At 46.7% G+C, this 25,588-nt stretch carries 25 protein-coding genes; 23 read left to right on the forward strand and 2 right to left on the reverse strand.

All coding sequences use genetic code 11. The features are described from left to right. The first annotated feature begins 146 nt into the window (after positions 1-146). From sdhC to sucD, 8 genes are all read left to right on the forward strand, one after another. Positions 147-542 carry a succinate dehydrogenase cytochrome b556 subunit gene (gene sdhC, locus K0I73_RS07730; protein ID WP_220063900.1) on the forward strand — a complete coding sequence of 132 codons (396 nt, stop codon included), beginning with the start codon at positions 147-149 and terminating at the stop codon, positions 540-542. Beyond that, positions 536-883 (forward strand): succinate dehydrogenase, hydrophobic membrane anchor protein, encoded by a 348-nt coding sequence (sdhD, locus tag K0I73_RS07735; RefSeq protein WP_220063901.1) that lies wholly within the window; start codon positions 536-538, stop codon positions 881-883. Before sdhC ends, sdhD begins: the two co-directional genes overlap by 7 nt. After that, on the forward strand, positions 884-2,650 hold the full coding sequence (gene sdhA, locus K0I73_RS07740) for a succinate dehydrogenase flavoprotein subunit (protein ID WP_220063902.1): 1,767 nt from the start codon (positions 884-886) through the stop codon (positions 2,648-2,650). It begins immediately after the preceding gene. A gap of 9 nt (positions 2,651-2,659) precedes the next feature. Further along, positions 2,660-3,367 (forward strand): succinate dehydrogenase iron-sulfur subunit, encoded by a 708-nt coding sequence (locus K0I73_RS07745; RefSeq protein WP_220064302.1) that lies wholly within the window; start codon positions 2,660-2,662, stop codon positions 3,365-3,367. A gap of 214 nt (positions 3,368-3,581) precedes the next feature. Further along, positions 3,582-6,404 (forward strand): 2-oxoglutarate dehydrogenase E1 component, encoded by a 2,823-nt coding sequence (sucA, locus tag K0I73_RS07750; protein WP_220063903.1) that lies wholly within the window; start codon positions 3,582-3,584, stop codon positions 6,402-6,404. Positions 6,405-6,435: 31 nt separating this feature from the next. Further along, complete coding sequence (gene odhB, locus K0I73_RS07755) at positions 6,436-7,626, forward strand: 2-oxoglutarate dehydrogenase complex dihydrolipoyllysine-residue succinyltransferase (protein ID WP_220063904.1); 1,191 nt, start codon at positions 6,436-6,438, stop codon at positions 7,624-7,626. A gap of 100 nt (positions 7,627-7,726) precedes the next feature. Further along, on the forward strand, positions 7,727-8,893 hold the full coding sequence (sucC, locus tag K0I73_RS07760) for an ADP-forming succinate--CoA ligase subunit beta (protein WP_220063905.1): 1,167 nt from the start codon (positions 7,727-7,729) through the stop codon (positions 8,891-8,893). Next, positions 8,893-9,765 (forward strand): succinate--CoA ligase subunit alpha, encoded by an 873-nt coding sequence (sucD, locus tag K0I73_RS07765; RefSeq protein ID WP_220063906.1) that lies wholly within the window; start codon positions 8,893-8,895, stop codon positions 9,763-9,765. Before sucC ends, sucD begins: the two co-directional genes overlap by 1 nt. 66 nt (positions 9,766-9,831) lie before the next feature. Here the strand turns inward: sucD and K0I73_RS07770 are convergent, their stop codons facing one another. Next, the gene (locus K0I73_RS07770; protein ID WP_220063907.1) at positions 9,832-11,481 is read right to left on the reverse strand and encodes an FMN-binding glutamate synthase family protein; all 1,650 of its coding nucleotides are present in this window, start codon (positions 11,479-11,481) and stop codon (positions 9,832-9,834) included. Between the two features lie 147 nt (positions 11,482-11,628). Between K0I73_RS07770 and K0I73_RS07775 the strand changes: the two genes are divergently transcribed. Continuing rightward, the gene (locus K0I73_RS07775) at positions 11,629-12,129 is read left to right on the forward strand and encodes a GNAT family N-acetyltransferase (RefSeq protein WP_220063908.1); all 501 of its coding nucleotides are present in this window, start codon (positions 11,629-11,631) and stop codon (positions 12,127-12,129) included. A gap of 71 nt (positions 12,130-12,200) precedes the next feature. Here the strand turns inward: K0I73_RS07775 and fur are convergent, their stop codons facing one another. Then, complete coding sequence (fur, locus tag K0I73_RS07780; protein ID WP_220063909.1) at positions 12,201-12,632, reverse strand: ferric iron uptake transcriptional regulator; 432 nt, start codon at positions 12,630-12,632, stop codon at positions 12,201-12,203. A 299-nt stretch (positions 12,633-12,931) separates the two neighbouring features. Here fur and cobB point away from each other — a divergent pair, with 299 nt between their 5' ends. The 14 genes from cobB to K0I73_RS07850 all read left to right on the forward strand — a co-directional run bounded on the left by cobB (position 12,932) and on the right by K0I73_RS07850 (position 25,587). Further along, positions 12,932-13,681, forward strand: coding sequence for a Sir2 family NAD+-dependent deacetylase (gene cobB, locus K0I73_RS07785; RefSeq protein WP_220063910.1), 750 nt, complete (start codon positions 12,932-12,934; stop codon positions 13,679-13,681). Continuing rightward, positions 13,682-14,176, forward strand: coding sequence for an ATP-binding protein (locus tag K0I73_RS07790; RefSeq protein WP_220063911.1), 495 nt, complete (start codon positions 13,682-13,684; stop codon positions 14,174-14,176). A gap of 13 nt (positions 14,177-14,189) precedes the next feature. Continuing rightward, positions 14,190-14,480 carry an antibiotic biosynthesis monooxygenase family protein gene (locus K0I73_RS07795; protein WP_220063912.1) on the forward strand — a complete coding sequence of 97 codons (291 nt, stop codon included), beginning with the start codon at positions 14,190-14,192 and terminating at the stop codon, positions 14,478-14,480. Between the two features lie 16 nt (positions 14,481-14,496). Next, the gene (locus tag K0I73_RS07800; protein ID WP_220063913.1) at positions 14,497-14,772 is read left to right on the forward strand and encodes a hypothetical protein; all 276 of its coding nucleotides are present in this window, start codon (positions 14,497-14,499) and stop codon (positions 14,770-14,772) included. Further along, positions 14,772-15,014 carry a hypothetical protein gene (locus K0I73_RS07805; protein ID WP_220063914.1) on the forward strand — a complete coding sequence of 81 codons (243 nt, stop codon included), beginning with the start codon at positions 14,772-14,774 and terminating at the stop codon, positions 15,012-15,014. The genes K0I73_RS07800 and K0I73_RS07805 overlap by 1 nt, the downstream gene beginning before the upstream one ends. A 359-nt stretch (positions 15,015-15,373) precedes the next feature. Next, complete coding sequence (locus K0I73_RS07810) at positions 15,374-16,564, forward strand: thiolase family protein (protein WP_220063915.1); 1,191 nt, start codon at positions 15,374-15,376, stop codon at positions 16,562-16,564. A 119-nt stretch (positions 16,565-16,683) separates the two neighbouring features. Next, positions 16,684-18,189 carry a CoA-acylating methylmalonate-semialdehyde dehydrogenase gene (locus K0I73_RS07815; RefSeq protein ID WP_220063916.1) on the forward strand — a complete coding sequence of 502 codons (1,506 nt, stop codon included), beginning with the start codon at positions 16,684-16,686 and terminating at the stop codon, positions 18,187-18,189. Between the two features lie 160 nt (positions 18,190-18,349). Continuing rightward, complete coding sequence (locus K0I73_RS07820; protein ID WP_220063917.1) at positions 18,350-19,507, forward strand: acyl-CoA dehydrogenase family protein; 1,158 nt, start codon at positions 18,350-18,352, stop codon at positions 19,505-19,507. 21 nt (positions 19,508-19,528) lie between these two features. Next, positions 19,529-20,302, forward strand: a complete 774-nt coding sequence (locus tag K0I73_RS07825) for an enoyl-CoA hydratase (protein ID WP_220063918.1) — start codon at positions 19,529-19,531, stop codon at positions 20,300-20,302. After that, positions 20,302-21,432: an enoyl-CoA hydratase/isomerase family protein gene (locus tag K0I73_RS07830; protein ID WP_220063919.1), complete on the forward strand. Its 1,131-nt coding sequence runs from the start codon at positions 20,302-20,304 to the stop codon at positions 21,430-21,432. The genes K0I73_RS07825 and K0I73_RS07830 overlap by 1 nt, the downstream gene beginning before the upstream one ends. A gap of 59 nt (positions 21,433-21,491) precedes the next feature. Then, on the forward strand, positions 21,492-22,391 hold the full coding sequence (gene mmsB / locus K0I73_RS07835; protein WP_220063920.1) for a 3-hydroxyisobutyrate dehydrogenase: 900 nt from the start codon (positions 21,492-21,494) through the stop codon (positions 22,389-22,391). Positions 22,392-22,395: 4 nt separating this feature from the next. Further along, entirely contained in the window at positions 22,396-23,154 is a 759-nt protein-coding gene (locus K0I73_RS07840) for an SDR family oxidoreductase (RefSeq protein WP_220063921.1), read from the forward strand. Between the two features lie 130 nt (positions 23,155-23,284). After that, complete coding sequence (locus K0I73_RS07845; protein ID WP_220063922.1) at positions 23,285-23,512, forward strand: hypothetical protein; 228 nt, start codon at positions 23,285-23,287, stop codon at positions 23,510-23,512. Next, a complete protein-coding gene (locus K0I73_RS07850) occupies positions 23,512-25,587 on the forward strand; it encodes a S9 family peptidase (protein WP_220063923.1) in 2,076 nt (691 codons plus the stop codon). Before K0I73_RS07845 ends, K0I73_RS07850 begins: the two co-directional genes overlap by 1 nt. The last annotated feature ends 1 nt before the right edge of the window (position 25,588 follow it).

The following is a 25,588-nucleotide window of genomic DNA, read 5'->3' on the forward strand; positions in this document are numbered from 1 at the left end:
AAACCATTGTTTAGTTCGCTTTATTAGTGATTTTTGAATTAGTTAACTGTTTGTTTCAACTTTTCTTTCGTGGCGAGATGAGGTGGTAAGTTTGCTTGCTGGTCGAATTTCGTGCGAAAGAGGTTCAATAACAAAAATAATGCTCAATGGAGCAGAGTGAGCAGAACGTGAAAAAGCAAAGACCTGTCCATCTAGATCTGCAGACCATTCGCTTTCCTGCAACAGCGATTGCGTCAATTCTTCACCGTGTATCCGGTGTCATCATGCTGTTTGCCGTCGGCATTCTTATCTGGTTGTTGAGTGAGTCACTCGCATCTGCTGAGAGTTTCGCAGGCATTCAATCTCTATTTGATAACTTCTTCGTTAAGTTTGTTTTCTGGGGAATTCTAACCGCCCTCGGTTACCATCTCGTGGTTGGCGTACGCCACCTCATTATGGATACCGGACGCTGGGAGGAGTTGGACTCAGGTAACGCTTCAGCGAAAGTCGCTTTCGTTATCGCAGCGACACTGTCAATCATTGCGGGGATTTGGGTATGGTAACAAATGCAGCAAGTCTTGGACGCAGCGGCGTTCATGATTTTATTCTTATTCGTGCTAGTGCAGTTATCCTTACTTGTTACACATTATTCTTAGTAGGATTTATCGCCGCTAGTTCTCCTCTCACTTATGACGTCTGGCATGGCTTATACAGCACTTTGCCGATGAAAGTGTTTACCCTTTTAGCCTTGGTTTCAATATTGGTCCATTCATGGATTGGTGTTTGGCAGGTGCTGACGGACTACGTTAAATGCGTTAGTCTGCGTGGTGTACTCCAATTCGTCTTCGTCGTGGCTGCCTTCTCTTATTTGGCTGCTGGCATTGTTATTGTGTGGGGTGTTTAAGTGAGTATTCCAGTTCGTGAATTTGATGCAGTAGTTATCGGCGCTGGCGGCGCAGGTATGCGAGCTGCACTACAGATTTCTAAAGAAGGTAAGAGCTGTGCGCTGTTATCTAAAGTGTTTCCAACACGTTCTCATACCGTATCGGCGCAGGGTGGTATTACCGTTGCGTTAGGTAATGCTCATGAAGACCATTGGGAACAACACATGTACGATACCGTTAAGGGTTCCGATTTCATCGGTGACCAAGACGCTATCGAATTTATGTGTCAAACCGGTCCTGAAGCCATTATCGAACTTGAGCATATGGGTCTTCCATTTTCTCGTTTTGACAATGGTAAGATTTACCAACGTCCTTTCGGTGGTCAGTCAAAGAATTTTGGTGGTGAGCAAGCGGCGCGTACCGCAGCTGCTGCTGACCGTACAGGTCATGCGCTATTGCATTGTCTTTATCAGCAAAACGTTAAGCATAAGACCCAAGTCTTCTCTGAGTGGTATGCACTCGATCTAGTCAAAAACGAAGACGGCGCTATCGTTGGTTGTACCGCAATCGAAATTGAAACCGGCGAAATCGTTTATTTCAAAGCGAAGGCGACCATTCTTGCAACTGGTGGTGCAGGGCGTATCTACGCATCTACCACTAATGCTCATATTAATACTGGTGACGGTGTTGGTATGGCGATGCGCGCTGGTGTGCAGATGCAAGACATGGAAATGTGGCAGTTCCACCCAACAGGTATCGCTGGCGCTGGTGTTTTGGTGACAGAAGGCTGTCGTGGTGAAGGCGGATACTTGCTAAACAAAGATGGCGAGCGCTTCATGGAGCGTTATGCGCCAAATGCGAAAGATTTAGCATCACGTGACGTGGTAGCACGTTCTATGATGACTGAAATTCGTGAAGGTCGTGGCCTTGATGGTCCATTGGGACCACACTGTCTTCTTAAGCTTGACCATTTAGGTAAAGAAACCCTAGAAGCACGTCTTCCTGGCGTTTGTGAATTGTCTCGTACCTTCGCGCACATAGATCCAGCCGATGGCCCAATCCCAGTATTGCCAACATGTCACTACATGATGGGGGGCTTGCCAGCTAAAGTGAGTGGTCAAGTTATTCGTCAGAATGAAGATGGCAGCGAGCAGGAAGTTGTCGGTTTGTTCGCCGTGGGTGAAATTGCCTGTGTATCAGTACACGGTGCTAACCGCCTAGGTGGCAACTCACTACTCGACTTAGTGGTATTTGGTCGTGCAGCGGGTCAGCACTTAGGTAAAGCGCTTGATGCGACTGCCGATCCAAAAGATGCGACTGATGCAGATATTGCTAAATCTCTTGAGCGTCTAAATCGCTGGGAAAGCAACAAAGACGGCGAAGATCCTGCGCAGATCCGTAAAGATCTCCAGCTTTGTATGCAGCTTAACTTCTCGGTATTCCGTAGTGGTGAAGCGATGGCAGAAGGTCTTGCTGAACTTAAGTCAATTCGTGAACGTCTAGCCAATGCTAAACTGTCTGACAACTCACAAGAGTTCAATACCCAGCGTATTGAGTGTCTTGAGCTGGATAACCTGATGGCTACCGCGATTGCAACGGCTTATGCGGCTAACTTCCGTACCGAGAGTCGTGGCGCGCATTCACGTGAAGATTACCTCGACCGTGATGATGAGAGCTGGTTATGTCACAGTGTATTTGACCCTGTAACTGAGCAGATGACTAAGCGTGAAGTGAACATGGAGCCTAAGCTTCGTGCCGCATTCCCACCAATCAAGCGTACCTACTAAGGAAATATGATGAATTTGAAGATTGCTATTTATCGCTATAATCCTGACGTAGACACTAAGCCTTACATGAAGGATTACACGTTGGAAGTGGCTGAAGGTACCGATATGATGGTGCTTGATGTCCTAATGCAGCTTAAAGTGCAAGATCCAACGTTGGCGTTCCGCCGCTCATGTCGCGAAGGCGTATGTGGTAGTGATGGCGTGAATATGAATGGTAAAAACGGCCTAGCGTGTATTACGCCAATCTCAACCTTTAAAGGGAAGAAGATTGAGATCCGTCCGCTGCCAGGTATGCCAGTCGTTCGTGACTTGATTGTAGATTTGACTCAATTCTACAAGCAGTACGAAAAGATTAAGCCTTTCTTGATTAACGATGAAAAAACGCCTGCGCGTGAGCATCTGCAATCACCTGAAGAACGTGCACACTTAGATGGTCTTTATGAGTGTATTATGTGTGCTTGTTGTTCTACAGCCTGCCCATCATTTTGGTGGAACCCAGACAAGTTCGTCGGTCCTAGTGGTCTGTTACATGCGTATCGATTCCTTATCGATAGCCGTGATACTGCAACTGAAGAGCGTTTGTCTGAGCTTGATGATGCTTACAGCGTATTCCGTTGTCACGGTATCATGAACTGTGTGGATGTCTGTCCTAAAGGACTAAATCCAACTAAAGCAATTGGACACATTAAGTCTATGTTGCTGAAGAGAGCAGTGTAAATGCAACAAATAGAGCTAATTTTAATAATTATATAGCTCAACGAGAGTCACTTCTTTATTTGAGAGAAGTGACTCTTTGTGTAATGGAACTACAATATGCCGTGAAATCTGGACTCTAGGGGCGGCAGATATTTTGCAATTGCAGTGCGTTTAACTGGGATTGCATTTTTAAGACTTTGGCTAAACACGTGTATAAAGTTTGAAAGGAATAGAAATGCACCAAGGCATCATGAAAGCCTGGCTCGATTCGTCTCACTTGAGTGGCGCGAACTCGACCTATGTAGAAGAGATGTATGAAGCCTATCAAGAGGACCCTCAGTCAGTTTCTGAAGACTGGCGAGTGGTGTTTGATAACCTCCCATATGCCAACGGTGCAACAGCAGATGTGCCGGAAGCTGCCCACTCCAAAGTACGTGAATATTTTCGTAGTTTAGCGTTAGAAGGCCGTCATAAGAGTTCGACTCGTATGACAGATCCTGATGTCGATGCTAAACAAGTTAAAGTCCTACAGTTGATCAACGCTCACCGTTTTCGCGGTCACCAGAATGCGAATCTGGATCCCCTTGAAATTTGGAAGCGTGATACCGTCAACGAATTGGACCCCGCCTTCCATGGCTTAACTGACGAAGATATGGATCGTGAATTCAATACTGGTTCGTTTGCTCATGGTGGTGACACTATGAAGCTTCGCGATCTAGTTAAAGCGCTTAAAGCCACATATTGTGGTGCGATTGGCGCCGAATACATGCATATCACGGATACCGATGAGAAACGTTGGATTCAACAGCGTTTGGAGCCATCCTTAGGTAGAGCTAATTACGATAAATCCACTAAGACCCGTATTCTCGAAGGCCTCAACGCCGCCGAAGGTATGGAAAAGTATCTCGGTGCTAAGTTTCCTGGTGCCAAACGTTTCTCGCTAGAAGGCGGTGATGCGTTAGTCCCTATGATGCGTGAAATCATCTATCGTGGTGGCGAAGCGGGTACTAAAGAGATTGTCGTGGGGATGGCTCACCGCGGCCGTTTAAATCTTCTTGTTAACATTTTGGGTAAAAAGCCTTCAGAGCTGTTTGATGAGTTTGCTGGCAAACACAGCGACGAGCTCAATGGTTCTGGCGATGTTAAATATCACCAAGGTTTCTCATCTGATTTCGAAACGCCCGGCGGCAACGTCCATCTAGCACTTGCGTTCAACCCATCGCATCTTGAAATTGTAAACCCTGTGGTTATGGGCTCTGTTCGAGCGCGCCTCGATCGCCGTGGTTGTAAAACAGGTTTACAAGTGATGCCAATCACCATTCATGGTGACAGTGCGATTGCGGGTCAGGGGATTGTGCAAGAGACATTTAACATGTCTCAAACCCGAGCTTTTAAAGTCGGTGGTAGTATCCGCATCGTGGTGAACAACCAAGTTGGTTTTACCACTAACTTAACTGAAGATACCCGTTCAACAGAATACTGTACTGACATCGCGAAAATGGTTCAGGCGCCAATCTTCCACGTCAATGCTGACGACCCAGAAGCGGTTGCTTTTGTGGCTCAGGTAGCGGTTGATTATCGTAACGAGTTTAAACGTGATGTGGTTATCGATCTGGTCTGTTATCGTCGTCATGGTCATAACGAAGCCGATGAGCCGAGTGCAACTCAGCCATTGATGTATGCCAAGATCAAGAAACATCCTACACCGCGTAAGATCTATGCAGATCGTCTAATCGAAGAAAGTACCTTAGCCGCTGATGAAGTAACTGGCTTAATCAACGACTATCGTGATGCTTTAGATAAAGGTGACTGTGTCGTAAAAGAGTGGCGTCCTATGACGTTGCATACTGTTGACTGGACGCCATATCTTAATCGCGAATGGGATGAAACTTATCCTGGTGAGATGTCAAGTGAGCGTCTACAAAACTTAGCGAATAAGATTAGCTACGTACCAGAAAGTCATAAGTTGCAATCTCGCGTTGCCAAGATCTATAAAGATCGCGCATTAATGGCTAGCGGTGAAAAGCTGCTCGATTGGGGCTTTGCCGAAACCTTAGCTTACGCCTCGATTCTTGAAGACAAGAAACGTGTGCGTATTACCGGTCAAGATTCTGGTCGCGGTACTTTCTTCCACCGCCATGCGGTGCTGCACAACCAGAACGATGCGACAGCTTATTTGCCGCTTCGCCATGTTGCCGATGAGCAAGGTCCGATTGATATTTCTGACTCGGTATTGTCTGAAGCCTCAGTACTGGCGTTCGAATATGGTTACGCGACTGCAGAACCTGGTGGACTCACGATCTGGGAAGCGCAGTTTGGTGATTTCGCTAACTGTGCCCAGGTGGTGATCGATCAGTTCCTCTCTTCTGGTGAGCAGAAGTGGGGCCGTCTGTGTGGCTTGACCATGTTGTTGCCACATGGTTATGAAGGTCAAGGTCCTGAGCACTCGAGTGCACGTCTAGAGCGGTTCTTGCAGTTGTGTGCTAATCACAACATGCAAGTGTGCGTGCCATCGACACCGGCACAGGTTTACCACATGCTACGTCGTCAAGTCGTGCGTCCAATGCGTCGTCCTCTTGTTGTGATGTCGCCAAAATCATTGCTGCGTCATCCTCTCGCGGTATCGAGCTTAGAAGAGTTAGCAAGTGGCACTTTCCAGAGCGTCATTGCTGAAATCGACGAGCTAGACAGCAGCAAGGTTGATCGCGTGGTGTTCTGTAGCGGTAAAGTGTATTTCGAACTGCTTGAGAAGCGTCGCAAAGAGAACGTTACTAATGTTGCCCTTATTCGTGTTGAGCAACTTTACCCGTTCCCGCATGAAGATATGTTGCAGATCCTTGCCCAATATCAGCACGTTAAAGATTTCGTATGGTGTCAGGAAGAGCCTCAGAACCAGGGAGCTTGGTATTGTAGTCAACACCATTTCTGGTCGGCAATTCCTGCTGGAGCTCAGTTAACCTATGCTGGTCGTGAAGCGTCTGCTGCGCCAGCTTGTGGTTACCCATCACTCCATGCTCAGCAACAAGAATCTTTAATCAATAGCGCATTAAAACTGTAGTAATAGACAATTTATAAAAGGATAGCTTTCCATGAGTATCGAAATTAAGGTACCCGTACTGCCAGAATCCGTTGCTGATGCAACCATTGCCACATGGCATGTTAAAGCTGGCGAGCAAGTGTCTCGTGATCAAAACTTAGTCGATATCGAAACCGATAAAGTGGTACTTGAAGTGGTTGCGCCAGAAGATGGTTCAATCGTTGAATTTTTCGCTGAAGAAGGTGATACCGTACTTGGTGAAGCTGTCATTGCTAAGTTCGTTGCGGGTGCGGTGGCCGGTCAGGAAGTGTCTAAAGCACAAGCTGAAGCTGCATCGCCTCAAGACGCGACTAGCGATGAGTCTAATGATGCGCTAAGTCCATCTGTACGCCGTTTGATTGCAGAACATAATGTTGATGCATCAAAGTTAAAAGGTACTGGTGTTGGCGGACGTATCACTAAAGAAGACGTTGAAGCTTTCGTGAAATCAGCTCCAGCGGCTAAGCCTGCTGCAGCGCCAGCGGTTGTTGCGCCACTAGGCGAGCGTAGCCAGAAGCGTGTTCCAATGACGCGTCTACGTAAGACCATTGCTAACCGTCTACTTGAAGCGAAGAACTCAACAGCAATGTTGACGACTTTCAACGAAGTGAACATGAAACCTATCATGGACATTCGTAAGCAGTATCAAGAAGTGTTTGAAAAACGTCATGGTATTCGTCTAGGTTTCATGTCTTTCTACGTGAAAGCCGTGACTGAAGCCCTGAAGCGTTTCCCTGAAGTTAATGCATCAATCGATGGTGATGATCTTGTTTATCATAACTATTTTGATGTAAGTATTGCCGTATCTACACCTCGTGGTTTGGTTACACCAGTACTGCGTGATACCGATATGATGAGCCTTGCGGATATCGAGCGTAATGTTCGTGAGCTAGCAATCAAAGGTCGTGACGGTAAACTAACTGTTGAAGATATGACTGGCGGCAACTTCACCGTGACTAACGGTGGTGTGTTCGGCTCGCTCATGTCTACCCCAATCCTTAACTTGCCACAGAGCGCGATTTTAGGCATGCATGCCATTAAAGATCGCCCAATGGCAGTTAATGGTCAGGTAGAAATTCTGCCTATGATGTACCTAGCATTGTCTTATGACCACCGTATCATCGATGGTCGTGAGTCTGTTGGCTTCTTGGTTGCCATTAAGGACTTCCTTGAAGACCCAACTCGTCTGCTATTAGACCTGTAAGACGACGTTGATTCGATGCCTATCGATAGGTAGGCATCACCCTCGCTACTGGCTCATATGAGCTGGTTGGATTTGATAAGAAGTATACGGATAGATCATCATGAATTTGCATGAGTATCAGGCAAAAGCCCTATTTGCCGAATATGGTTTACCAGTGTCAGAAGGTTTTGCATGTGACACCCCTCAAGAAGCGGTAGAAGCAGCAGGCCATATTGGCGGAGATATGTGGGTTGTTAAGTGTCAAGTACACGCAGGCGGCCGTGGTAAAGCAGGTGGCGTTAAAGTTACCGGCGATAAAGAAGAGATCAGAGCGTTCGCTGAAAATTGGTTAGGTAAGAACCTTGTCACTTATCAAACTGATGAGAAAGGTCAGCCAGTTGCTAAGATTTTAGTTGAAAGCTGTACTGATATCGCTAACGAACTTTATCTTGGCGCCGTTGTTGATCGTGCGACTCGTCGCGTGGTGTTCATGGCATCAACTGAAGGTGGTGTTGAGATTGAGACTGTGGCTGAAGAAACGCCAGAGTTGATCCACAAAGCGATTATCGATCCTTTGACTGGTCCTCAACCATACCAAGCACGTGATCTTGGCTTCAAGTTGGGCCTTACTCCAACGCAAATGAAGCAGTTCACTAAAGTGTTCATGGGTCTTGCTAAGATGTTTAACGACCATGATTTCGCACTGCTTGAGATCAACCCACTTGTTATCACGACCGAAGGCAACATTCATTGCCTAGACGGTAAGATTGGTATCGATGGCAACGCTTTGTTCCGTCAACCAAAAATCCGTGATATGCACGATCCATCACAAGATGATGCTCGTGAAGCGCATGCGGCTAAATTTGAGCTTAACTATGTTGCACTCGACGGTAACGTAGGTTGTATGGTTAACGGTGCAGGCCTTGCAATGGGTACTATGGACATCGTAAACCTACACGGTGGCAAGCCAGCTAACTTCCTAGACGTTGGCGGCGGAGCGACTAAAGAGCGCGTAGCTGAAGCGTTTAAGATCATTCTTTCTGACGACAACGTTAAAGCCGTTCTTGTGAACATCTTTGGTGGTATCGTACGTTGTGACATGATCGCTGAAGGCATCATTGGCGCCGTTAAAGAAGTGGGTGTTAAAGTGCCAGTTGTGGTTCGTCTTGAAGGTACTAACGCAGATCTCGGTCGCGAAGTATTGGCTAACTCTGGTCTTGACATTATTGCAGCTGAGTCACTAACTGACGCTGCAGTTAAAGTTGTTGCTGCTGCGGAGGGCAAATAATGTCTGTATTAATCAATAAAGATACCAAAGTTATCTGTCAAGGTTTCACTGGTGGTCAAGGTACTTTCCATTCTGAGCAAGCGATTGCTTATGGCACAAAAATGGTTGGTGGTGTATCTCCTGGAAAAGGCGGTCAAGTTCACTTAGGTCTTCCAGTATTTAATACTGTTAAAGACGCCGTGGCTGAAACTGGCGCAACAGCGACAGTTATCTATGTACCAGCACCTTTCTGTAAAGATGCAATTCTTGAAGCTATCGACGGTGGCATAGAGCTAATCGTTTGTATTACTGAAGGTATTCCTACTCTGGATATGCTTGAAGTTAAAGTTAAGCTTGAAGAAACTGGCGTTCGTATGATCGGTCCTAACTGCCCTGGTGTTATCACTCCGGGTGAATGTAAGATTGGTATCATGCCTGGTCACATCCACAAGCCTGGTAAAGTCGGTATTGTTTCTCGCTCTGGTACTTTGACGTACGAAGCGGTTAAGCAAACTACCGATGAAGGTTTCGGCCAATCAACTTGTGTTGGTATCGGTGGTGACCCAATCCCAGGTACTAACTTCATCGACGTATTGGAAATGTTCCAAAACGATCCATTGACCGAAGCCATCGTTATGATTGGTGAGATCGGTGGTACTGCTGAAGAAGAAGCGGCTGAGTACATCAAAGCTAACGTGACTAAGCCTGTTGTATCTTACATTGCTGGTGTTACTGCTCCTGCCGGTAAGCGTATGGGTCACGCTGGTGCGATCATCGCTGGTGGTAAAGGTACTGCAGAAGATAAGTTTGCAGCATTAGAAGCCGCAGGCGTAACGACAGTTCGTTCACTTGCTGATATCGGCAGTGCACTGCGTACTAAGACTGGTTGGTAATACCGGTTTTTCAGTATTAAAAAGGCGCCTTAGGCGCCTTTTTTGTTTGAGTTTAAGCTCGAACCGTTATTGTTTGCGGTTGAGGCCAAATTCGGCGGGAGTCAAGATATAGGTATCTTCACAATAAAACGCTTCGGCATTACATTGCTGCCACCAAGATGACCAAGCCGTATCGTTAACCTTCTCCTCTATGATGGCATTGTGTTCTAGCGGAGCCACTAAGCTACCCGTTGAGATCAATAGCCCGTATGGAGAGCGTCTCTTTATCATCCTAGGCTTTAGTTTACTGGGGTTATCTAACCCCATACTGCCGACCAATTCATAAAAGCTTTTCAAGGTATTTTGTTGGTAGTTTTTGACTCGCTCACTTTTGACTTCGACTTCTAATGCCTTAGAGCGGGCAGGATCTTGGGTTGCTATCCCCGTGGGACACATGTTGGTATTACAGTTTCTCGATTGAATACAACCTAGGGCGAGCATCATGGTGCGCGCTGCATTAACGATATCGGCTCCCATGGCTATCTTTGTCAGTAGATCGAAACTAGAGGCGGTTTTGCCCGAGGCGATAAGGGCGATTTTATGTCTTAGTCCAACACCAATTAAGGCATTATTTACAAAATATACGCCCTCAAGGCACATCATGCCTAAGCGGTTAGTAAACTCAACTGGCGCCGCGCCAGTGCCCCCTTCGGCGCCATCAATGGTGATAAAGTCGGGGGTTATTCCGGTTTTTAACATGGCTTTACAGATCGCCAAAAATTCTGCGGGATTACCAATACATAACTTGAAGCCAACAGGTTTACCGCCGCTGAGTTCGCGCAGTGTTTTGACAAAATTTAGCAGTGCAATAGGTGTTTTACATTCGGGGTTTACTGCCGGTGAGACACAATCTTTCTCCATTGATATATGACGGATCATGGCGATTTCGGGGGTGATTTTTGCTTTGGGGAGTACGCCTCCATGACCGGGTTTGGCGCCTTGACTTAGCTTAATCTCGATCATCTTTATCTGTGGCCGTTTAGCCATCTCTTCAAAGCTGTCAGGATTGAAGTTTCCATCATCATCTCGGCAACCAAAGAGACCTGAACCGATTTGCCAGACAATATCGCCGCCATGCTTGAGGTGATAAGGGCTAGCACCCCCTTCACCAGTATTGTGATAACAATCGGCTTTTTTTGCGCCGAGATTGAGCGCCTCGATGGCGTTGGCACTTAATGATCCAAAGCTCATTGCCGAGATATTAAAATAAGATGCATCATAGGGTTGGCTGCAATCTGGGCCGCCAATACGCACCCGTTTCGCCTGATCTTCGATATGTTTGGGAGACAGGGAGTGCCAAAGACTTAAGTAGTTCTCTTGCAAAAGATCATGCTGAGTACCAAATGCAATGGTATCGCGTACATTTTTAGCGCGTTGATAAACTAATGAGCGTTGCTCGCGGTTAAACGGGGCCTCTTCGGTGTCGTTGGCTATAAAGTACTGCTGGATCTCTATTCGGTATGATTCAAGAAAATACCTAAGATAGGCGACAACTGGATAAAGCCGACTCAAGGTATGGGGGCTATAAAACATATCGTAACTACCGATAATGGTGTAAAGCAGAGTCACGCTTAATAGCAGCGAACTCGGCCAGCCTCCTATCTGAGTAAAAAGATAGAGTCCGGTAATGTTGCCTAAGGTGGCGATAAGCCAAAAAACCTTTTGCATGATTGTCATAAAGCATTCCTTTTGCTGACATTAATCATAAGTTAGCTTATTGAACGACATAGTCAGTATTTTAGCAATTAAGTTTAATACTTTCTTAATTAGCCCAATTATCGGTATATTAGATAGTTCGATAGGGTAAGGAAAAAGGAGTTGGTAGTGATCATTGCACAAACAGACAGGCTCATATTGCGCCATTTCGAAGCTAAAGATATAGAAGCCATCTTTTTATTAAACAGTATTCCCGAAGTCCTCACCTATATTCCCGGCGAGCCAATGACCAGTTTATCTCAGGCGCAGCAGATATTTGAAAATGTTGTGCTTAAGAGTTACCAAGAACGTGGATACGGTCGCTGGGCAGTAGAACATAAGTTTGATGGTAAAGTGATCGGTTTTTGTGGGCCAACCTATATCAAAGAGTATGATGAGGTGGAGTTAGGTTACCGTTACCTTCCTGAGTATTGGGGGCAGGGCATAGGTAGTGAAGCTGGGCTTGCTGCCTTATCGCGCTTTAAAGAACATGGTATAGATGAGGCGATTGCGTTGATCCTCATAGGTAATAAGGGTTCTGAAGGCGTTGCGCAAAAAGTGGGTATGAGCTTACGGGAGCGCAATAAGTTTATGGGACATAAGGTCAATGTTTATCATAAGGTGCTGTAGGTTTTATTCACCAATAGAAATAAAACATAAAAAAACCAGCTTAAAAGCTGGTTTTTATTGATTTATTGACCCTATGCATCGCCGTGATCGCACTCATCATTAGTACAAACACCGTAAAGGTATAAACTGTGATTAGTGAGTTTGATGTTGTGTTTCATGGCAATTTCATCTTGACGACGTTCGATAACATCATCAGAAAACTCAATAACTTTACCGCAAGATAGACATACCAAATGATCGTGATGATGCTGTGATGAGAGTTCGAAAACGGCTTTGCCACTTTCAAAGTGATGGCGGCTAACAATGCCTGCGTCATCGAATTGGTTCAATACGCGGTAAACGGTTGCTAACCCAATCTCTTCACCAATATCGAGCAGTTTCTTGTATAGGTCTTCTGCACTGATATGTTGGTTTTCGGGTCCCTGCATCAGTTCGAGGATCTTGACTCGTGGTAAGGTGACCTTTAATCCCGCTTTCTTTAGCGCTTGATTTCCATCTGTCATTATTAATCTCTTGATTGCAGAACCATTAGCAAAGCCAATAGAGGTTCAGTTGTTGATATTGGGAACCATTATAGGGGCTGAATTTGAAAACTTAAACCTTTGATCTTGCATATTGTTCTTTCAAGCAATAATTTGGCTCAAAATGTTACTATCTGTGCGATAAAGACTGCATTTTTCACGTACTTTTTGTAGTGTTATTTATACTAACGCCCAATAGTCATGTTGGCGTAATTCTGGCAGGCTTAACAAGCCGACAAACCTATCGCTTACATGAGCCTATAACAATAAAAGGAATGCCGATGTATCGACAGATCGTGATATTAACTGGAGCAGGGATCTCTGCCGAGTCAGGATTGAGAACATTTAGAGATCAAGACGGACTATGGGAAGAACATAAGATTGAAGATGTTGCGACGCCAGAAGGCTACCAGCGTGATCCTGAAATGGTTGAGCGTTTTTATAACGAGCGATGGCAGCAATTACATGATGGTCATGTAGAACCCAATGCCGCCCATCTCGCACTAGCTAGGCTTGAACATGAGTTTGATGGCCAACTACTAGTGGTGACACAAAATATCGATGATCTTCATGAGCGAGCGGGTTCCCGTCGCTTGCTACATATGCACGGCGAATTGACCAAGGGGCGCTGTCCTCGATCGCAACAAACTTTCCTGCTGACCGATCATTTTGGTGTTAATCATACTTGTACTTGCTGTATCCCTGCCCAGCGTTTACGTCCGCATGTGGTTTGGTTTGGTGAGATGCCAATAGGCTTAGATCGTATTCAACATGCATTAGATACCTGTGATCTGTTTATCGCTATTGGTACCTCTGGCTCTGTATACCCCGCAGCTGGTTTTGTCGATACGGCTAACCATCATGGCGCGCAAACCGTTGAGGTTAATTTGATGCCAGCCGATAGGCATAGCCAATTCCAATATCACCTTCAAGGTAAAGCCAGCGAGATCTTACCTAAATTAGTCGATGATATTTTAAGTGGCCAAATTGTGAGTGATGCTGTTGCCAATAGCGATAAAGCGGCCAAGTAGATGGAATTAGAGATTCATTCATTGGTACCCAATAGCGCGTTACCCTGTCAAACTAAGCTGGCCATCATTATGCGGGGTTTACCTGGAAGCGGGAAGAGTTATTGGGTTGAGCAGTTTATTGACGCGCAGCCGACAGAGATCGCTAACGATATTAGGCTGCGTGGTTATTTTTCCACGGATCAGTTGTTTTATACCGATGGCCAATATCGATTTAATGCAAATTGTTTGAGTGAATACCATCAGCGTAATTTAACCGCATTCATTCATGCGCTGAGCAGAGGTGAGCCCGTTGTTATTTGTGATAATACCAATATGGCTAGGTGGGAGTTTATGACCTACGAGGCGGCAGCAAAAGCCTTGGGTTACCAAGTGCGTGAGGTGTTAATCGGCGATCCGCTCGATGAAGCGCATCAACGACTCTGCGCCCAGCGAAATCAACACGGTGTCTCGTTACATGATATTCAATCGATGGCGATTAAGTTTGAACCATTCTAGCGAGGAGCAAACTGTGTATGCGGTAATTTTTAGAGCCAAAATAATCAAACAGACTGATGAATATTCACGTTTAGCGTCTAAGTTGCGTCAGTTAGCGTTTGATAAATACCGCTGTATCGATTTTGTTGCGGTTACGCAAGAGGACCAAGAGATCGCCATCTCCTACTGGCACGATGAAGCTGACATATTAGCATGGAAAAAAGACAGCGATCATCAGATGGCGCAGTTGCTAGGCGCAAGAGAGTGGTACAGTCATTATCAAGTCGATGTGACGGAGGTGAAGCGCCATTATTTCAAGAATTGACAAAGGAGTGTTGAGTTTGAAACTTGTCCTATTAAGTGATCCGCAAAGCCGCGCTGCACAGCAGGCGATCTCCCATCTGTTTAATGATTCTAATGCCCCATTACGAGTAGGTTATCTCGCTTCTGAGCATGAGTCAGAACGACACTATTATCTGCAAACTCAAGCTTTTTATTCACAGTTTAATACGCAATTGAATTGTTACGTCGACCTACAGCAAGGCTATAGCGATGAAAAGTTTAATGCCCTTTGCCAAGCGGACGTTATTCACCTTGCGGGGATGAAAACAATGTAATGCTTGACGATTTTTCGGCAATGGCGCTGCTTCCCTATCAATTTGTTCCCCATGTGGATTTTAGCCAAAATGGTGTAGATCTCAGTGTGGCGGCATCGCGTTTGTTTAACCATGATGACTTAGTTCGCTACCCACTTATTTTATGCTCAGACGGCGATGCCGTTGTTTATCAAGATAATGCGCTTACTGCTTTTGGGGCGCCGTTATTATTTGATGGTATCTCGGTACTCGCGCTGAACTAATATCTCGGATGTCACTAATATAAAGTGGCCTAGCTAATATCTAGTGCTTTAGTGGCTCCTAATTACACCATTTTCCCCCTGCGTTAAACCAGCATGTCCGCTTTCGCCATACTTCTTGATTGGATTAGAAAAAACAATCTTTGCAGCTCACACTTGATTTAAAAAGGCTTTATTTGAATTAAGTGACGCTGCTGTAAATCCAAACTGACAATACCTTAGACTAAAGTTAATCAAATTCGACCAGTTAACACTTGCTTTACGTTCGCGTAAACGTCACAGTGATGTTATTTGAGCATGATCACAGTTTGTCACTTATAGAATGTGACCCGATCGCATAGGTACCTTAATTGGAGCGGAAGATGACTACAGAGCAAACAAACCAAGATATCGTGATTGTCGCGGCGAAGCGCACCCCTATGGGCGGCTTTCAAGGCGCACTGTCGAGCGTGACATCGCCAACACTTGCAGCGACAGCAATTAAAGGCTTGATGGATTTCACCTCAATTGCAGGCAATGATGTGGATGAAGTCCTTATGGGGTGTGTTTTGCCAGCGGGTCTTGGTCAAGCGCCAGCTCGTCAAGCCACTTTAGGCGCCGACTTGCCATTATCTGTGGGCGCCACGACAGTCAATAAAGTCTGTGGTTCTGGTATGAAGACGGTAATGTTAGCCCATGACCTCATTAAAGCGGGTAGCGCCAATATCGTTATCGCTGGTGGTATGGAAAGTATGAGTCAAGCACCTTACCTGCTGGATAAAGCCCGCGGTGGCATGCGTATGGGTCATGGCAAGGTGATGGATCACATGTTCCTCGATGGCCTCGAAGATGCGTATACTGGTGGTGCTATGGGCACATTCGCTCAAAAGACTGCTGATGATTTTTCCATTACCCGTGAAGCGATGGATAACTTTGCCCTAAGCTCACTGCAAAAAGCCAATGCCGCGATTGAATCTGGCGCGTTTAAAGATGAAATTGCCCCGGTGACAGTATCGAGCCGACGTGGTGATGTCGTGGTCGATACCGACGAACAGCCAGGGAATGCTCGTCCAGAAAAGATCCCCACACTACGCCCGGCATTCGCCAAAGAAGGCACTATCACTGCCGCAAATTCAAGTTCAATTTCAGACGGCGCTGCCGCACTTATGCTCATGACCCGCGAGCAGGCCGATGCGAAGGGACTCGAGGTGCTGGCGACCATTAAAGGTCACACGACTCACGCTCAAGAGCCATCGATGTTTACCACAGCCCCTGTTGGTGCCATGACTAAGCTGCTCGACAAGGTTAACTGGACTAAAGCCGATGTCGATCTATTTGAGATCAACGAAGCCTTTGCCATGGTCACCATGCTCGCGATTTCAGAACTCGGCTTAGACGAAACCAAGGTTAACGTCAACGGCGGTGCTTGCGCATTAGGCCATCCCATAGGTTGCTCTGGCGCCCGTGTGCTGGTGACCTTGATTCATGCCTTAAAAGCAAAAGGGCTTACTCGCGGCGTGGCTTCATTGTGTATCGGTGGCGGCGAAGCCACCGCTATGGCGATTGAAATCTAATCCATTGCTCGGGCTGATAGATGTGCTATTGGCCCATTTGCATAACCTCTGTTAACGATGTGAGTTTTTAGCTGTCACTTACATTTTTGTCTTAGTTAAAAAGATCTTAGGAAAGCAATATGACTATTCAAGTTAAACATTATATCGATGGTGAATTTACCTTAGGCCAAGGCACTCAGCAGATCTCGGTAACTAATCCGGCTAATAATGAAGTGATCGCGACCATTAACGCTGCGACTACATCAGAAGTTGAAATTGCCATCGCTAGTGCGAAAAAAGCCTTTATGACATGGAAAGAGGTACCCGTATCAGAGCGTGCTCGGGTAATGTTTCGCTATCAACATCTACTAAAAGCTCATCATGATGAGATTGCCACGATTCTGGCTCAAGAAACGGGTAAAACTTTTGAAGATGCCAAAGGTGATGTGTGGCGTGGTATCGAAGTGGCTGAGCACGCTTGTAACATTGCTAATCTTATCATGGGTGAAACGGTTGAAAACGTGGCGCGCAGTATCGATACCTATAGTTATACCCAGCCTTTGGGCGTATGCGCTGGTATTACGCCATTTAACTTTCCTGCGATGATCCCACTGTGGATGTTCCCATTGGCGATTGCCTGCGGCAACACCTTTGTACTTAAGCCGTCGGAGCAAGATCCGATGACGCCACAGCGCTTGGTCGAACTGTTTGAAGAGGCGGGCGCACCCAAAGGCGTTCTACAGCTAATTCATGGTGACAAGACGGCGGTCGATGTGCTGCTGACCCATCAAGATATCAAGGCCATTTCCTTTGTCGGCTCAGTCGGCGTCGGTCAATATATCTACAAGACGGGTACCGATAATCTTAAGCGTGTACAAGCCTTTGCAGGTGCTAAAAATCACTGCGTGATCATGCCCGATGCTAATAAACAACAAGTCATTAATAACTTGGTTGGTGCATCTGTCGGTGCAGCGGGTCAGCGTTGTATGGCACTGTCGGTAGCAGTATTTGTGGGTGAAGCGAAAAACTGGATCCCTGAGCTACGTGATGCCATAGCCAAAGTCAGACCGGGCTTATGGGATGATAAAGACGCAGCCTATGGTCCTGTTATCAGCCCTGCGGCGAAAGCGCGCGTGCTTAAGCTGATTGCTCAAGGCAAAGAAGAGGGCGCGGAATGTTTGCTCGACGGTAGCGATTTCACCGTCGAGGGCTATGAAAGCGGTAACTGGGTCGGACCGACTATGTTCACTAATGTGACCACAGAGATGAGCATTTACCAAGAGGAGATCTTCGGCCCTGTACTCTGCTGCATGGAAAGTGATTCTCTTGAAGACGCTATCGAGATAGTCAACGCCAGCCCATATGGTAACGGTACCTCTATCTTTACCGCGAGCGGCGCGGCGGCGCGTAAGTATCAGCATAATATTGAAGTGGGCCAGGTAGGGATTAACGTACCGATTCCTGTGCCGCTACCTTTCTTCTCGTTTACGGGTTGGAAAGGCAGTTTCTATGGCGATCAGCACGCCTATGGAAAACAGGCGGTCCGTTTCTATACTGAGACCAAGACCATCACCGCGCGCTGGTTTGAATCGGATATCTCAGATGCTGAGCACCATGCGCCGAATATGACGATTGCCCTGAAATAACGTGAAAGCCTTGGACTAATGAGTCCAAGGCTTTTCATCATATGTTTACAGTAAATAATCAACAAGCAATAACCACAATCAACAAGTTACGCACCGATATTAAAAAATGCCGCATTATCATTAGCGGCGAATAACCATAGGTGCTCAAGGAGTTAATCAGATGGATTTTAATCTGAATGAAGATCAACGCCAGTTTGCCGAACTGGCAACTCAATTTGCCAACGAAGAGCTAGCTCCATTCGCCGCCAAGTGGGATGAAGAGCATCATTTCCCTAAAGATGTCATTCAAAAAGCCGGAGAGCTGGGCTTTTGCTCTTTATACTCGCCAGAATCGGAAGGTGGTATGGGCTTATCTCGCCTCGATTCGTCGATCATTTTCGAGCAGCTTGCGATGGGCTGCACCGCCACCACAGCCATGTTGACTATTCATAATATGGCGACCTGGATGATCACTAGCTTTGGCTCTCAATCCCTGCGAGATGAATGGTCAGCACCATTGACCACAGGTGAAAAACTGGCCTCTTACTGCTTAACTGAAGCGGGCGCCGGGAGTGATGCGGCGTCACTCAAAACCAAAGCGGTTCGTGAAGGCGATGAATATGTGATCTCCGGCGCTAAGATGTTTATCTCTGGCGCTGGTTCGACGGAGATGCTAGTTGTTATGTGCCGCACCGGCGAAGCGGGTCCTAAGGGGATCTCGGCCATTGCTGTGCCTGCAGACACCGACGGCATCAGCTACGGCAAAGCGGAAGATAAGATGGGCTGGAACGCCCAGCCAACCCGTGAAATTACTTTCGATAATGTTCGTGTGCCAGTAAGCAATCTGTTAGGCGAAGAAGGTCAAGGTTTTACGTTTGCCATGAAGGGATTAGATGGCGGTCGCATCAATATTGCCACTTGCTCAGTGGGTACGGCACAAGCGGCACTCGATCGCGCGACTCAATATATGAATGAGCGTAAACAGTTTGGTAAGCCGATCGCGGCATTTCAAGCATTGCAGTTCAAGTTAGCGGATATGGCGACAGAGTTAGTCGCAGCTAGGCAGATGGTGCGTTTAGCCGCCTTTAAACTCGACAGTGGTGACCCTGAAGCGACGGCCTATTGCGCCATGGCAAAACGTTTTGCCACCGATATTGGCTTTAGCGTTTGTGATAGTGCATTGCAGCTTCATGGTGGTTACGGCTACATTCGTGAATATCCGTTGGAGCGCCATTTCCGTGATGTGCGTGTACATCAAATCTTAGAGGGAACTAACGAGATCATGCGCTTGATTATTGCTCGTCGTCTACTCGACGAAAACGCTAGCCCGATCCTGTAATTGTCATAAAGGAGCATAAAGATGACAGCGATTATCGAGAAAATTATTGGCCATACCGCGGTACTCACAATGAGCAATCCGCCAGCAAATACATGGACAGCATCGAGTTTACAGCTACTTAAGCAAAAAGTAAGTGAACTGAATGCCAACAAAGAGATTTATGCTTTAGTGCTAACAGGTGACGGTGAAAAGTTTTTTAGTGCTGGTGCCGATCTCAAACTGTTTGCCGATGGCGATAAAGGTAATGCGGCTTCAATGGCCAAACATTTTGGCGAAGCGTTTGAAGCCCTCAGTGGTTTTCGTGGCGTATCCATCGCTGCTATCAATGGCTATGCCATGGGCGGCGGGCTCGAAGTGGCGCTTGCTTGTGATATTCGCATCGCTGAAGCGCAGGCCGTGATGGCATTGCCTGAGGCGACCGTTGGCTTACTTCCTTGCGCTGGTGGTACTCAAAATCTCACGGCCTTGGTCGGGGAAGGCTGGGCGAAGCGGATGATCTTATGTGGCGAACGTGTCGATGCCGACAAGGCTCTTCAGCTTCGATTAGTCGAAGAGGTGGTGGCTAAAGGTTCAGCCTTAGATACGGCGTTAACCTTAGCTGAAAAAGTGGCTAATCAGAGCCCTAGCAGTGTGACTGTGTGTAAGCAGCTTATTCAGGCGGGCCGAGCGATGCCACGAACGCAGGCGCTGCCTGTCGAGCGTGAGTTGTTTGTTGGCTTGTTTGACACCAAAGATCAGGCCGAAGGGGTTAACGCGTTTTTAGAAAAGCGTCAAGCAAAATGGACCAATAGCTAATGAGTATTGAGCAAAGCAATAGCGTGGTATTTCAAACCTTAGGCACCTTGTCAGGCAAGTTGGTCGGTATTGCCACTCTGAACATGGAAAAGGCACTCAACGCGCTTAACTTGGAGATGATCCAAGCGCTTACTCGTCAACTCTCCGCGTGGGCACAAGATGATAGCATTGCTATGGTGGTGCTAGATGGTGCCGGCGAAAAAGCATTCTGCGCCGGTGGTGATGTGCGCGCACTTTATCACGCTTCTAAAGAGGCGCCGGGTGAAGTGACCACCATGGCAAGTGAGTTTTTTACCGACGAGTACTATTTAGATCATCTGTTGCACGTGTTCGACAAACCCGTGTTGGTTTGGGGCGATGGTATTGTGATGGGGGGCGGACTTGGGCTCATGGCGGGTGCTAGCCATAGAGTTATCACTGAGCGTTCACGTATTGCTATGCCAGAGGTGACCATTGGGCTTTATCCTGATGTGGGAGGGAGCTACTTTCTCAATCGCATGCCTGGTCACATTGGCCGTTTTCTTGGCATGACAGCTTACAATATGAATAGCGCAGATGCTTATTTCGTCGGCCTGGGAAATCATTATCTTAATAGTGATGATAAACAGCCGCTGTTTGATGCGCTAGCCAGTATCGATTGGGAAGGCGACATCGGGGTTAATCACACTAAACTTAATGCGTTATTAGAAGCGATGACGAGTCGCTGCGCGATCAAGATGGGTGAGAGTGTGCTTGCACAGCATCAAGCGCTGATTGATCAATTGATGGAGGGCGATTTAAGTCAGATCATGGCAAGAGTGGCCGCCTATGAGACTGATCAACCTTGGCTAGAACGCGCACTTAATACTATGTTAGCCGGAAGCCCATTGAGCCTGCATCTGGTTTATGAGCAATCAGGTTTAAGCACCAAATTATCACTCGAACAAGTATTTCAGCGCGAGCTGGGTATGAGTTGTAATTGCTGTGCTATCGGTGACTTTGTTGAGGGTGTTCGAGCGTTATTAATTGATAAAGATCGCCAGCCAACGTGGAAATATGCCAGTGTCGATACCGTCGACGCACAAGCGGTTGCACAGCTATTGGCTTCACCATGGTCTGAGGATCGACATCCACTAGCTAAACTCGGCTGATAGGGCGAGTAAGTTACAGTTTTTCATCAGGGTAATGTCCTAGGGAAAAGGAGTAAGAGATGAGTACAGTTGCATTTATCGGTTTAGGTAACATGGGTGGACCAATGGCGGTTAACCTAGTGAAAGCAGGTTTTACGGTTAACGCGTTCGATCTGTCTAAAGATGCGCTGCATCATGTGAGTGAGCAAGGTGCTATTCCTGCGCCGAGTGCATGTGCAGCTGCGGCAGCGGCAGATATCGTTATTACCATGTTACCCGCAGGTAAGCATGTTCGCGGTTTATATTTAGGTGATGACGATAATAAAGGTATTGTTGATGTCGTTGCTGCTGGCACATTATTAATCGATTGTTCGACTATCGATGCCGAGAGTGCCCGCTTTGTTGCTGAGCAGGCTAAAGCCAAAGGGCTTGAGTTCATCGATGCGCCAGTATCGGGTGGCACCGCAGGCGCGAGCGCGGGAACGCTCACTTTTATCTGTGGTGGCAGCGATAGTGCTTTTGAGCAGGCGCAAGGCGTATTAAATGCAATGGGCGCTAATATTTTCCACGCGGGCGGCGCTGGCGCTGGTCAAGTTGCCAAGATCTGCAATAACATGTTGCTGTCGGTATTGATGGTCGCGACAAGCGAGTCGTTACAGATGGGGATCGACCATGGGCTAGATCCAAAAGTGCTTTCTGAGATAATGAAAGTCAGTAGTGGTGGTAATTGGACGCTAGATAAATATAATCCTTGCCCAGATGTGATGCCAAGTGTGCCCTCATCGAACGGCTATCAAGGTGGATTTATGGTCGATTTGATGGTGAAAGACCTTGGTCTGTCCCAAGAAGCGGCATTATTGTCAAACTCAAGCACTCCAATGGGGGCGCTAGCACGCAGTTTATATGTCAATCATGCTCGCCAAGGTAACGGTAAGCGCGATTTTTCCAGTATTTTTGAGCAGTTTAATAAGAAAGGGTAAGTTGATGGATTTAAAAGATAAGGTAGTGGTCATTACAGGTGGCGCCGGCGGACTCGGTTTTGCGATGGCCCAAGAGTTGGCCGCTGCTGGTGCGAAATTGGCGCTTATCGATGTCGATCAAGAAAAACTCGAACGCGCTTGTGCGGATATTGGCGCAATGACCGAAGTGCAAGGTTACGCTTTCGACATTACTGATGAAGAAGATGTAGTTGCGGGTTTTGGTTACATCTTAGAAGATTTTGGTCAAGTTAACGTACTGATCAATAACGCCGGAATTTTACTCGACGGTATGTTAGTCAAGGCAAAAGATGGCGTGGTGAGCGATCGCATGTCGTTAGCACAATTCCAAGCAGTGATTAATGTTAACCTGACAGGCTCCTTCTTATGTGGTCGCGAAGCCGCGGTTGCCATGATTGAATCGAAGCAACAGGGCGTTATTATCAATATTTCCAGCCTTGCCAAGGCAGGCAATATTGGTCAAACCAATTATGCAGCCTCAAAGGCTGGCGTTGCTGCGATGTCAGTGGGTTGGGCCAAAGAGTTGGCGCGTCACAATATCCGTAGTGCAGCCGTAGCTCCTGGGGTAATTGAAACAGAGATGACTGCAGCCATGAAGCCAGAGGCCCTAGAGCGCCTCGAGAAGATGGTGCCGGTTGGCCGTTTAGGTCAAGCGAGTGAGATAGCCTCGACTGTGAAATTTATTATCGAAAATGATTATGTTAATGGTCGTGTGTTTGAAATTGATGGTGGTATTCGTATCTAATCGATACCCAAACATTGACTGAAAACGGGCATTAGCCCGTTTTTTATTGCCATTTCAAATAGGTCGTTAAATGGGTGATACTTTATACTGATAGTATTGAACAGTTCAACAAGTGACAGAAGGGGTTGTTATGTGGATAGAGAGAGTGACCAAGCGTCTGATGCTACTTGTGGGTATTGTTGGCGTATTGGTGATCTATTTTGGATTCTTTTACCTGCTGTTTCAGCCACAAGCGGCCGGTACTCTACCTTGGTATATACTATTGTCGCCTTGGCTTTGTATCTACTTTGGATTGAGTGCCGATAAGCAGCGTAAAAGTATCGATTGGCTTAGCCAAAAACTGATGTTTAAACGCTAATGTATTTTACAGCGGCAAGGCAACTACTTAGCGCAGTGCTCATACTGGTAACGGCGTTGATTCTGAGCTCCTGTAAACCGCCGTTAGATAAGCAAGAGATTGATGTCCGCAGTGGTCGTATTATTGCCGATTATGGTAGTTGGCAATCAGTGGTTAATCCCAATGATGTGTATGGTCTATCAGATAATATTACGGCTTTGCAAAGTGTCGATGATGCTATCTATTTTACTCAATCGGATGCCGAGCAGGAGGGGCGAGTCGGCCTCTATCGTATGGAAGCTGATGGTGACGTTACCCAAGTCATCGAGGCTTCATTTGACGTCAAAAGTCGGGTTCATGAATATGGCGGCGCGCCATTTCTGGGGATTGGCCATAGCTTATTTGCGGTAAACTATCTCGATCAGCGTTTATACCGGATCGCACCTAATCAGCAGCCAACGGCTATCACACCAGAAGGTACAAGGCATGCAGATTGTGTCTCTTTTCCCAAAGGTTCTCGTATTATCTGTGTACGAGAGGATCATCGCCAGCAAGCCTTGCCTAAGGCGAGTATCGTTGCCTTAAATTTAAACTTTACCAATGAGGGACAAACGATCGCCTCGGGTAAAGATTTTTATGCCGCTCCTCGGATCTCTCCAGACAACAAACAGCTCGCTTGGATAAGCTGGCAGCAACCTAATATGCCTTGGGACAAAACAGAGCTATGGTTGGCCGATATCGATGTTGACGGTGCAGTGACTAATGTTCGTCAGTTGCTTAAAGGGTATGAAGGCGCGATCACTCAGCCGCTTTTTAGCCCTTCGGGACAACTCTATTTTATTGCAGATTTTGATAATTGGTGGAATCTATATCGAGTTAAGTCTGATGGCACACCAGAGAAACTACTGGATATGGGGGCCGAGTTTGCGGTGCCAGATTGGTATCTTGGTAATCATAATTATGCGTTTGAGTCGCAGAGAAAGATAGTTGCTAGCTATATGAGCAAAGGTGTCACCTCCTTGATCCGCATCGATATTGATACCGGGACATTTGAGTCAATAGCCGCCGAATTTGCGCAAGTAAAGCAAGTGATTAAAGCCGCGGATGGCATCTATTTTATTGGTAACAAAGTGACGCCGGAAAAGGGCGTCTATCGCGTTGTTGGTCGCGGCGTCGAGTGGGTTTATGTGCCCAAAGTGCCAGTAATGAAGCCTGATTACATCTCAAGATCCGAGACCATCAGTTGCCCATTAGATCAATCTAAGCAAACGGTCTATGGCTATTTCTATGGTCCCATGAATCCTCATTTTATTGCGCCAAACGATCAGCGTCCGCCGCTTATTATTATGCTCCATGGTGGGCCAACTGCCAGTGCAAGTTTGAGCTTTCGCCGAGACATTCAATTCTGGACCAGTCGTGGTTTTGCTGTGCTCGATCTTAATTATCGAGGCAGCTCAGGTTTTGGGCGCGACTATCGCCAGAGCCTTTATGGTTTATGGGGGCAAGCCGATGTTGAAGATGCGGTGCAGGCCGCCAACTATCTGGTTGAGCGAGGATGGGTTGATGGTGAGAAGCTTGCCATTCGCGGAACCAGTGCTGGCGGGTTTACGGTACTCTCGGCGCTGGCTTTTTATGATACTTTTAAAGCGGGCGTGGTTTATTCTGGTATCAGCGACTTGGATTCTCTTGATAAGAATACCCATAAGTTTGAGCTAGGGTATTTGGATCAGCTGGTCGGGGATTTAAAGCCAGGTTCTGCGCTTTATCGTGATCGCTCACCGCTTTATCATTTAGATGATCTTAAAGAACCTCTGCTGCTTATTCATGGTATGCAAGATCCACTAGTGCCGCCGGAGCAATCTTTGGCCATTTTTAACGCCCTGAAACAAAGAGGGGTGCCCACTGCCTTGCTTCGTTTTGAGGATGAGGGACATGGCTTGCAAAAGCCGCGTAATCAAGTCGCAGCCCTAGAGGCCGAACTCTCATTTTATGGTCAAGTATTTGGGTTTATGCCTGCAGGATATATTCCCATGTTGCCACTTGAAAACAGTGGTGGTTTGCCGTTCAACCTTGATACTAAAATCAATCCTAAATGAT

Origin of the sequence: Shewanella mesophila (assembly GCF_019457515.1) — a bacterium.
GTDB classification, from domain to species: domain Bacteria; phylum Pseudomonadota; class Gammaproteobacteria; order Enterobacterales; family Shewanellaceae; genus Shewanella; species Shewanella mesophila.